Below are 9987 nucleotides of genomic sequence, written 5' to 3' on the forward strand. Positions count from 1 at the left end.
AGCGATTACTGCGAGAGCACGATGGCAAGGTTGCCATCGGCTCGAATGGAAATGTTGATGTTGAACACTGCATCAACAATTTCATCCAGCGGCGAGATGGTGCCGTCATAGAGGGACTGCACTTCGCCGGTGATGCGGAGCTTTCCTACCGCGTTCCTGACCGCCCACGTGGTGTCCCCGGGGACGACAGTGATGACAGGATATTCCGCTACTTCCCAGGTGGGTTCTCCCACAATACGATTACCGGTTTGGTAGCCAAAGGGGCAGCCGGCGGGCTGGAGCACATGTTGCTTCACGCAGCTGTCGAGGTAGTCGTCGACTTCTTTTTGCACACGCTTGGTGAAAGCCTTGTTGGCCTGCACGTCCACGACGACCTCGGCGGTTTCACCAGGTGTTGCAATATCGAGCACAACCTTCTTTGCCGTGAGCCAGGTGGAGGTGTGGTCGAAGACATAGTTGCCGGGGGCAAAGAGGAGATACGTTCCAGTTCCACCCCAGACCGTGGCGTCCTTGGCTGAGTCGGTCGAGCGCAGATCAATCAGCCCTGAGTTCCCCACATCAAATGCAGCGTCGTGCCACACGGTGACCTTTGCCTTCGCCACGGGCAGTTCTGCGAAAGCCCAGGATTCAAAGAAGCCCATGGTGCTGCCAATGCGCGTGACCACGAAGGTGCCCGTGGCTTTTTCGCCACCGAGCAGGTAGCTCGCCGTGACCTTGGTCTTGGCGTCGTTGCCGGAAACCTTGGTGATGGTGATGTCACTGAGCTCACCCATGGCGGATCCGCGCAACAATGTGCGGTCGGCATCAGCTGGAAGTTTGTCGCCCACGCCCGGCATCGACAAAGCTGATGCGGCATCATGGCGCGAGAGCGCAGAGAGATATTGGCTCACAAAACCAGAGGCGCTATAGAGCGACTGGTTGATCCCCACGCCTACAAAGATGGTGACCAGGAGTAGCACAGCTGCGGCCAACCCCAGATAGGTTCCTTGGCGTCTGGTCAGTTTCACTTCTTCATCCTACAAAGCGCCTGTGGGCAACAAGCTGTGCAAGCACAGCGCCGGTAAACTTCGGGAGTGAACAAAGTCTCCTTATCTGCGCAGCAGCAGGAGGTCTTTAACCTCATTGAGGAAACTCGAGAGCATGTGTTCATCACAGGTCGTGCCGGTACGGGTAAATCCACCCTGCTGAACCACCTCGCCTTCACCACCGAGAAGACCATTGCGGTGTGTGCTCCAACGGGTGTGGCCGCATTGAATGTCGGCGGCCAGACAATTCACTCTCTGTTCCGTCTGCCCACCGGCTTGATTGGTTCGCTGGACCTCAACCACGGCCCCGATCAGCGCAAGATCTTGAACGCCATCGACACTCTCGTGATCGATGAAGTCTCCATGGTCAACGCCGACATCATGGACGCCATCGATCGCGCCCTCCGCGAGGCCCGCCACCGCAAAAAGGAAAGCTTCGGCGGCGTGCAGGTCATCATGTTCGGTGACCCCTACCAACTCTCTCCGGTTCCTCCCCGCACTCCAGAGGAGAAGGAATACCTGCAAGCTCGGTATGCCTCAAACTGGTTCTTTGACGCAGCGGTCTGGCAAGACACTCCTTTGCGCATTATTGAACTCACCGAAATTCACCGTCAGCGTGACGATGCGTTTAAAGAAATGTTGAATGCTGTTCGTCACGGAACGGTGACCCCGACTCTGGGTGCAGCTCTCAATTCTGCAGGCAACCGCCCTGTTCCTGAGGGCGAAGACATCATTATCTTGGCCACCACCAATGCGCGCGTGAACGCCATTAATGCAGAGCAGCTAGCCAAGCTTCCAGGTAAGAAGAAGGTCGCTGCGGCTGATGTGAGCGGGGACTTCGCCGCGAATGCATTCCCTGCTGATGAGGACCTCGAGCTCAAGCTCGGAGCTCAGGTGATGTTCCTGCAGAACGACAGCGAAGGCCGCTGGGTCAACGGCACCGTGGGAACCGTGACCAAGATCACGGACACCGTCTTTGTCACCGTGGCAGGTTCTGAATACGAAGTGCACCCGGTCACCTGGGAGCGTTACAAATACTCCTATAAGCAGAGCACGGATGAGCTCAGCCGAGACGTGGTTGCCGAGTTCACCCAGTTCCCTTTGCGCCTGGCCTGGGCAGTCACCATTCACAAGGCACAGGGTCAGACCTATGACCGTGCGCTGATCGATATGGGTTCACGCGCCTTCGCACCGGGGCAGACCTATGTGGCACTGAGCCGGATCACCTCGCTTGAAGGCCTCTATCTCTCACGCCCACTCCGTCCCTCCGACGTCATTGTGGATCCCGACGTGGAACGTTTCATGGGCCGGGTTGAATCACTCGGCCAGCCCCTCGAAGGTTAAGAGCATGATTGCCCTCATCGATGGCGACTGCGCACTGTGTGTGGGACTGGTCGAATGGTTGGGCAAGCGCATTACTGCAGAGAAGCTCAACCCAGCACACATCATGTTCGTGCCCGGAGAGTCTGACTGGGGAACTGAGCTCCTTCGAGAAGCGCAGGTCACCGGTTTTGATTCCGTCGTGGTTCTGAACAAGGGTCAAGTCCTACAAGAAGGCGATGCTGTGCTCGCGCTCGCCGAGGTATTGCCCAAGCGCTGGAAGGTCATCGCGGCACTGGGAAAGATAGTTCCCAGGCCCTTGAGAAACGCTGTGTATCGCCAGGTGGCAAGGAATCGGATCTCGTGGTTTGGCCGCAAGGAGGTCTGTGCGATTGACTCCCGCGTGGCTGGTGTGACCTATGGTCCTCGTGGACTTCTTAAACGCCCGTAACCTGCCTCAACACCGCCCTTTTCCTTAGATAGGCTTAGAACATGCTTCTTTCTGATCGCGATATTCGTGCTGAACTCGAGTCGGGCCGTATCGGCCTAGATCCTTCGGCTGACGACATGATTCAGCCCTCGAGCGTTGACGTTCGCATTGACCGGTACTTCCGTCTCTTCGACAACCACAAGTACCCCTACATCGACCCTGCTGAAGACCAGCCAGACCTCACCCGTCTGATCGAGGTTGACCCCAACGAGCCTTTCATTCTGCACCCTGGAGAATTTGTTCTCGGCGCGACCTACGAGCAGGTTTCCCTGCCCGACGACATCGCTGCTCGCCTGGAAGGTAAGAGCTCACTGGGTCGTCTGGGTCTGGTTACCCACTCCACCGCAGGTTTCATTGACCCTGGCTTCTCCGGCCACATCACTCTAGAACTGTCCAACATGGCAACTTTGCCCATCAAGCTCTGGCCAGGTATGAAGATCGGTCAGCTCTGCTTCTTCAAGCTGACCTCACCTGCAGAGAAGCCCTATGGTTCTGCTGAATACAAGTCCCGCTACCACGGTCAGCGTGGACCCACAGCTTCTCGCTCTTTCCTCAACTTCCACCGCACTGATGTCAGTGCAACAGATGCCGGAGCAATCGGCGGCTAAGAAAAACTTGAAAAGGGGGCCATCGTGGCCCCCTTTTTTGTTGGCTCTGGTCTTTGTCTGTGGTGAGTGATAATCTGGCTAAGTAATCTAGCCAGAAAGTAGCATCATGCAGCAAGTCAATATCCTCGAAGCGAGAAACTCATTGTCTCGTTTGGTGAGTTTCGCTGTTCAGGGTGAAGAGATTGTTATCGCAAATCGCGGTAAAGCTGTTGTTCGCCTGGTTCCCACCGAGCCTGCTCCCGTGAAATCGGGGAAAGCAGCGGCAATGTGGCTTCTGAAGAACCCACCGCCAACTCCCACGTCACGCACAAAGCAAGAACTCGAGACACAAATTCAAGAAAACCGTGAGGCGTGGGATTGATCTACCTAAATTCTTGTGTCGTCATTTTTGCGGTTGAAGATGAATCCTCTGAGGGAGAGTTCATTAGACAGAAACTCGCAGATCTCGGTGATGAAGAAGTCATGATTACACCGCTTGTCACGATGGAATGCGTCACAGGTCCTCTGAGGGATGACAACCTCGTCCTCCATGATCACTACATTCGCGCCCTCTCCCAATTTGAAAAGCGGGAGCTGGGCGAAGAGCAATTCCTCAGAGCTGCTTCGCTCAGGGTGAAACACGGTTTGAAAACACCTGACGCTCTTCACCTTGCTGCTGCCCAGCTGCACGGATGTCGAGAACTATGGACTAGAGATTCTAAATTGGTTTCTGCAGCCCCTGGGTTTGCCATTGATCTGCAAAGTCAGTGACCTACCCGGCTGGAGATAAATACCCGGCAACAGCTAACCGGGGCAACTGCAGTGTGAGCCAGGGGCTAAACGCGAAGGCGGACTTTTCCACCGAGGCAAGCAGAGCCACGGGCTCGGCCCAGGCGTATTCCGCAACCTCAGCTGGATTGGGAACAGGCTCGTCATCCACGATGGCGATGAAGACAGGGCAGATTTCGTTTTCTACGATGCCGGAAGCATCCACGGCGCGGTAACGGAAGTCAGGAAGAGCACTTTTCACCGAAGCAAGTTTGAGCCCCAGCTCTTGCTCAGCACGACGGTGAATGGCTTCGACGAAGTCTTCCTCTGGTGCAGGGTGGCCACAGAACGAGTTCGTCCATACACCAGGCCAGGTCTTCTTTTCCAGCGCGCGGCGAGTGACCAGGATCTGACCTTCGCGATTGAACACGTGGCACGAGAAGGCAAGGTGAAGGTGAGTGTCTTCAGTATGAACAGTGGCCTTCTCGGCGGTGCCGATGGCGGCACCGTCCTCAGACAGAAGCACAACAAGTTCTGGGGATTCACCCATGTTTTGCTCCCGTCTGGTCAGTTAGTCTGGAGAGGTGAGCATTCCCAGCCAAGAAGCCGAAATGACGCGCCATCTCGCGCTCGTCGAAGAGGTACTTGAGCGCTTCTTTAGCCTATCCACTCAACGGGCTGCCACACTCGCTCCAGCGTATGAAGCGCTCTGGAAAACCCTCCGCTCCAACACGGCCGGCGGCAAGCGTTTCCGCCCACAAATGGTGATGACCGCCTACACAGCACTGGGTGGTTCGGATCTTCGCTCTGCAGCACACGTGGGTGCTTCCTTTGAACTTCTTCACACCGCACTGATTGTTCACGACGACGTTGTCGATCGTGACTTTGTCCGCCGAGGAATTCCTAACGTATCCGGCAGCTATCGAGACGTGGCACAAACCGCTGGTTTGTCTCTTCCGACAGCTGAACATCGAGGCATGTCTGTTGCCGTCATTGCCGGTGACTTGGCTCTGACCGGATCATTCCGATTGATGGAGCGGGCAAGTGCGAACCCTGAGGTTCGTGACGCTCTGGTTGAGCTGCTGGACCGTGCCGTCTTTGACTCTGCTGCCGGTGAACTCATTGACGTGGACTTCTCGTTGTATTCAGGAATGCCCAGCATCGAAGAGATTGTTCACATGGAACGACTCAAAACGGCGGTGTATTCGTTCGAAGCACCGCTGCAAGCAGGTGCACTGCTGGCTGGTGCAACCCACGACGTCATCGCTGCACTGGGCGAGTTTGGTCGCAACATTGGTATTGCGTATCAAATAGTGGATGACTTACTCGGTGTCTTTGGCAACGAAGCATCCACCGGTAAGACCACTCTGGGTGATCTTCGTGAAGGTAAGCGCACGGCACTGATTGCCTTCGCCTCGCAGACTGCTGAGTGGAGCTCCATTTCACAGCTCGTGGGAGATAGTGAACTTTCTGCCGAAGACGCTGCAACCGTGCGTGAGGTTCTCGAACGCACTGGTGCCAAGAAGTTCACGCAGCGCCTCGCCTCGGACTACGCCGATGAGGCTGTCGCTGCGCTGCACGGGGCGGGCATTCCTCAGCAACTCATCGAACAACTCACCCCACTCGTCACTGCGGTCGTGGAGCGCGTGCGATGAGTAACGACAAGCTTGTCCAGGATGCCTCTGTGCCCGTGAGTGAACAGCCCACCAGGCAGAGTGCCCTCTATGACCGCGTTGCGGAGCAAACCGCGAGCATGATCATTCGTGAGTACTCAACCTCCTTCGGAATGGCAGCTCGCCTACTGGGTGCTGGCGTGCGTCAAGACGTCGAGAACATCTATGGCCTCGTTCGTCTCGCCGATGAAATCGTCGATGGCGTTGCCGCGTATGCAGGAGTGAGCGAACAAGAGATTCGCCGTCTCCTCGATGAACTTGAAGAAGAAACCGAAGCCGCGATGCAGCGCGGCTACAGCACCAATCTGGTGGTGCACGCTTTTGCCTTGACCGCGCGCAGGACAGGAATCGAGCCCGACCTGACTCGCCCGTTCTTTAAGTCGATGCGCACCGACATCACTCGTGTGACCCACACGCCCAGAAGCTTCGACGAATATGTTTATGGCTCGGCTGAGGTTGTTGGTTTGATGTGCTTGAAGGCATTCCTGGTCGGGATAGATCTCACTCCCGAAGAGAATGACACTTTTGTTACCGGCGCTCGCAAACTCGGTGCTGCCTTCCAGAAGGTGAACTTCCTGCGCGATCTCAGTGCTGATGTGGACGCCTTGGGTCGCAGCTATTTCCCTGGCATCAACATCGCCACCTTTACCGAGGCTGACAAACAACGTCTCGTCGAAGACATCGACGCTGACCTAGCAGTCTCGGGCGCGATTGTTCCTTTGCTTCCCGCCAGCAGTCGTAAGGCTGTGGCGCTGGCCCAAAATCTTTTTGCTGAGCTCAACCGCAGGATTGCACGCACTCCTGCAGCTGAGCTGAAGCACACCCGCGTGAGCGTGCCGACACTCGTCAAGGCCCGCCTCGCACTTGCAGCACTGATGGGAAGAATCTCATGACCAAGTCCGTAGTCATTATTGGTGGCGGTATTGCCGGCCTCGCTTCAGCAGCACTACTTGCCCGCGATGGGTATCAGGTCACCCTGCTGGAAAAGCACACAGAGGTAGGCGGTCGTGCGGGAAGCTGGGAGAAGGACGGCTTCCGTTTCGACACTGGTCCTTCCTGGTATCTCATGCCCGAGGTCTTTGACCACTTTTACAAACTCATGGGCACCTCGAGTGATGAGCAGCTCAAGCTAACCAAGCTCAACCCCGGTTATCGTGTTCTGTTTGAAGAAGACGGTTTCTACCCAGCAACCCCTGTTGATGTCTTGGATAACCGCGAAGACAACCTCGAACTTTTTGAGAAGCTGGAACCCGGTTCACGTCCCGCCATGGAGCGCTACCTGGACTCTGCCAAAGACACGTATGAGATGGCAAAGAAGCGTTTCCTTTACACCAGCTTTGAAAAGTATGGCCCGCTGATGCGCGCCGACGTTCTGCGTCGCACCCCCAAATTGGCCAAGCTGCTCCAAGAGTCACTACATAAGTTCGCGTCGCGTCACGTCAGTGATCCCCGTCTGCAACAGATCCTGGGATACCCCGCCGTATTCCTAGGTTCTAGCCCCTTCATCACTCCTTCGATGTATCACCTGATGAGCTACCTCGACCTCGAAGATGGTGTGCTCTATGCCCAGGGTGGCTTCAACCGTGTGATCGAAAGCATCCGAGACATTGCGGTGGCTGAGGGTGTGAACCTCATTACCGAGGCAAACGTGTCCAAGATCCTCACGGTGGTGAACCCTGCTGGCCACAAGGCCAAAGCCAAAGCAGCCGGTGTTGAATACACCAAGGGCAAGTCCAAGACAGTAACCACTCTGGCTGCAGACATCGTGGTCTCTGCAGCGGACCTTCACTTCACCGAGACCGAGCTTCTTCCCGAATCATTACAGACCTATGGCGAAAGCTACTGGGAGAAGAAGGTCTCAGGCCCCAGTGCTGTCCTGGTCTACTTGGGCGTCAAGGGAGAAGTTCCTGAGCTTGAGCACCACACTTTGTTCTTCACGAACGATTGGGACGAAGACTTCAAGAAGATTTTTGGTGAAGAGACTTCGGTTCCTTCACCAGCAAATATCTATGTGTGCAAGCCGAGTGCAACGGATGCTTCTGTTGCGCCCAAGGGTGACACCAACTTGTTCATCTTGGTCCCCATTCCTGCCGATGTGACAATCGGTCAGGGTGGCATTGATGGCAAGGGAAGCAAGCAAGTTGAAGCAATCGCTAACAACGCCATTGACCAGATTGCTGTCTGGACTGGAGTTCCTGACTTGGCCAAGCGCATCACTGTTCGTCGCACGGTCGGCCCTGCAGACTTCGCCAACGACCTCAACTCTTGGAAAGGTGGAGCCCTCGGCCCCAGCCACATCCTTTCGCAGAGTGCATTCTTCCGCTCGGGCAACATCTCCAAGAAGGTGGAAGACCTGTACTACACCGGCGGCACCACCATCCCCGGCATCGGTCTGCCCATGTGTTTGATCTCTGCCGAGATCTTGGTCAAGCGCCTTCGTGGTGACACCACCACCGAGCCACTGCCCGAGCCTCTCTTTCCCACGGTCGACAAAACCGCATAAGTCAGATGAACTTTCTCTATCTCGCAGCACTGCTGGTGTCCCTCACCGGCATGGTGATGCTGGATAGACGGTTCACGCTGTTCTTTTGGCAGGATGCCCGCAGGGCAACACTGGTGCTGACCACGGGAATCGTGTTCTTCCTGATCTGGGATCTCACGGGCATTGATGCCGGTGTCTTTTTCCGCGGCGAAGGCCAATGGATGACCGGAATCCAACTCGCACCAGAACTTCCCCTGGAGGAAGTGTTCTTCCTCACCCTGCTGTGTTACATGACCATGAATGTATTCGTGGCTGTCAGCCGAGGCGTCAGTAAGTATGTGGCAAAGGCAGTGCCGAAGTGACCTACTCCGTTCTGAACTCTGTCTTTTTGGGCCTCGCCGTGTGGTTTGCTGTGATTGCCATCGTGGTGAGCAGTAGGCGGGGAGTGAAGTTCTCTACCCCTGTGTGGTGGACGTTTGGCATCACGCTGGTCATCATGATGATCACGACGGCCATCTTTGACAACGTCATTATTGGAGTGGGTCTGGTGGCATATGACCCCAGCACACTTCTGGGTAGCTACATTGGGCTCGCACCTCTGGAAGACTTTGGCTACACCCTCGCCGCCGTCATCATCTTGCCGGTGTTGTGGATTTTGTTGGGAACAAGGAAGAAGAGATGAACACACTGAAGCAACTCTTCGTTTCCTCCAGGCCCCTGTCCTGGATCAACACCGCATTCCCGTTCGCGGCTGCCTACTTGATGACCACACGCCAGGTTGATCTCACCTTCATTCTGGGCACCATCTTCTTCCTAATCCCCTACAACCTGGCGATGTATGGCATCAATGATGTCTTCGACTACGAGTCAGATATGCGTAACCCCCGCAAGGGTGGAGTTGAAGGAGCTGTGCTGGACCGCAGTCTTCACAAGGTCACCTTGTGGGCTGTGGTCATTACCAACATCCCGTTCCTGATCTATCTCGTTGCGATAGGCAACCTGGATGCGAACATCGTTCTGGCCGTGAGCATGTTTGCAGTTGTGGCCTACTCGATGAAGGGTTTGCGCTTTAAAGAGATTCCCTTCCTCGACTCTTTCACCAGCAGCACCCACTTCGTGAGCCCTGCCGTTTATGGAGTGGTCTTGGCCGGCGCCACCTTCACACCTGACCTGTGGCTGATCTTGAACGCGTTCTTCCTCTGGGGAATGGCCTCTCACGCTTTCGGCGCAGTTCAGGACATTCAGGCAGACAGGGAGGGAGAGCTCTCCTCTATTGCCACCGTTATTGGCGCTGCAAACACCTCTCGCTTTGCTCTTGCTTGCTACGCGCTCGCCGGAGTACTCATTCTTTCTGGCGCGTTCTTTACCGAACCCACCTGGCCCTACTGGGTTGCTGCAGCGACTGCCGTTCCCTATATCCTCATGGTCTGGCCATTTAGGAACCTCAGCGATGCTGACTGTGAGCAGGCCAACCGTGGCTGGAAGAAGTTTCTCGGGATTAACTTCTTTGCTGGCTTTATCGTGACGATGTTGCTGATCTTTACCTGGCTGCACGGGTAACAAGTTCTGCACAGTTCGGTGCAATTCGAGATGTCAACGGATCCCCAACTCTTCGAGTTGGGGATCTGTTTGTTCTGCCAGA

At 55.7% G+C, this 9987-nt stretch carries 13 protein-coding genes; 11 read left to right on the plus strand and 2 right to left on the minus strand.

Annotated features, from left to right (window positions below):
• Positions 1–5: 5 nt before the first annotated feature.
• Positions 6–1007 carry a hypothetical protein gene (locus tag RR877_RS02120; RefSeq protein WP_110234750.1) on the minus strand — a complete coding sequence of 334 codons (1002 nt, stop codon included), beginning with the start codon at positions 1005–1007 and terminating at the stop codon, positions 6–8.
• A 66-nt stretch (positions 1008–1073) separates the two neighbouring features.
• Here RR877_RS02120 and RR877_RS02125 point away from each other — a divergent pair, with 66 nt between their 5' ends.
• The 5 genes from RR877_RS02125 (at position 1074) to RR877_RS02145 (ending at position 4193) form a co-directional block, all read left to right on the plus strand.
• The gene (locus RR877_RS02125) at positions 1074–2369 is read left to right on the plus strand and encodes a DEAD/DEAH box helicase (protein WP_332550526.1); all 1296 of its coding nucleotides are present in this window, start codon (positions 1074–1076) and stop codon (positions 2367–2369) included.
• A 4-nt stretch (positions 2370–2373) separates the two neighbouring features.
• Positions 2374–2796, plus strand: a complete 423-nt coding sequence (locus tag RR877_RS02130) for a DCC1-like thiol-disulfide oxidoreductase family protein (RefSeq protein WP_332627643.1) — start codon at positions 2374–2376, stop codon at positions 2794–2796.
• A gap of 41 nt (positions 2797–2837) precedes the next feature.
• Positions 2838–3443 (plus strand): dCTP deaminase, encoded by a 606-nt coding sequence (dcd, locus tag RR877_RS02135; protein ID WP_110234747.1) that lies wholly within the window; start codon positions 2838–2840, stop codon positions 3441–3443.
• Positions 3444–3549: 106 nt separating this feature from the next.
• The gene (locus RR877_RS02140) at positions 3550–3804 is read left to right on the plus strand and encodes a type II toxin-antitoxin system prevent-host-death family antitoxin (RefSeq protein WP_110234746.1); all 255 of its coding nucleotides are present in this window, start codon (positions 3550–3552) and stop codon (positions 3802–3804) included.
• Positions 3801–4193: a PIN domain-containing protein gene (locus RR877_RS02145; RefSeq protein ID WP_332627645.1), complete on the plus strand. Its 393-nt coding sequence runs from the start codon at positions 3801–3803 to the stop codon at positions 4191–4193. The genes RR877_RS02140 and RR877_RS02145 overlap by 4 nt, the downstream gene beginning before the upstream one ends.
• Before the next feature lies 1 nt (position 4194).
• Here the strand turns inward: RR877_RS02145 and idi are convergent, their stop codons facing one another.
• Positions 4195–4740: an isopentenyl-diphosphate Delta-isomerase gene (gene idi, locus RR877_RS02150; protein WP_332550529.1), complete on the minus strand. Its 546-nt coding sequence runs from the start codon at positions 4738–4740 to the stop codon at positions 4195–4197.
• Between the two features lie 34 nt (positions 4741–4774).
• On the opposite strand from idi, the gene RR877_RS02155 reads away from it, so the two are divergent.
• The 6 genes from RR877_RS02155 to RR877_RS02180 are packed head-to-tail and all read left to right on the plus strand — an operon-like array spanning position 4775 to position 9905.
• On the plus strand, positions 4775–5845 hold the full coding sequence (locus RR877_RS02155; RefSeq protein ID WP_280804591.1) for a polyprenyl synthetase family protein: 1071 nt from the start codon (positions 4775–4777) through the stop codon (positions 5843–5845).
• The gene (locus RR877_RS02160) at positions 5842–6756 is read left to right on the plus strand and encodes a squalene/phytoene synthase family protein (RefSeq protein ID WP_332550530.1); all 915 of its coding nucleotides are present in this window, start codon (positions 5842–5844) and stop codon (positions 6754–6756) included. Before RR877_RS02155 ends, RR877_RS02160 begins: the two co-directional genes overlap by 4 nt.
• Entirely contained in the window at positions 6753–8366 is a 1614-nt protein-coding gene (crtI, locus tag RR877_RS02165) for a phytoene desaturase family protein (RefSeq protein WP_332550531.1), read from the plus strand. The genes RR877_RS02160 and crtI overlap by 4 nt, the downstream gene beginning before the upstream one ends.
• 5 nt (positions 8367–8371) lie before the next feature.
• Complete coding sequence (locus tag RR877_RS02170; protein ID WP_332550532.1) at positions 8372–8707, plus strand: lycopene cyclase domain-containing protein; 336 nt, start codon at positions 8372–8374, stop codon at positions 8705–8707.
• Positions 8704–9027, plus strand: coding sequence for a lycopene cyclase domain-containing protein (locus tag RR877_RS02175; RefSeq protein WP_280800718.1), 324 nt, complete (start codon positions 8704–8706; stop codon positions 9025–9027). Before RR877_RS02170 ends, RR877_RS02175 begins: the two co-directional genes overlap by 4 nt.
• On the plus strand, positions 9024–9905 hold the full coding sequence (locus tag RR877_RS02180; protein ID WP_332550533.1) for a prenyltransferase: 882 nt from the start codon (positions 9024–9026) through the stop codon (positions 9903–9905). The genes RR877_RS02175 and RR877_RS02180 overlap by 4 nt, the downstream gene beginning before the upstream one ends.
• The last annotated feature ends 82 nt before the right edge of the window (positions 9906–9987 follow it).

Source organism: Aurantimicrobium sp. (assembly GCF_036667855.1).
Taxonomy (GTDB): domain Bacteria; phylum Actinomycetota; class Actinomycetes; order Actinomycetales; family Microbacteriaceae; genus Aurantimicrobium.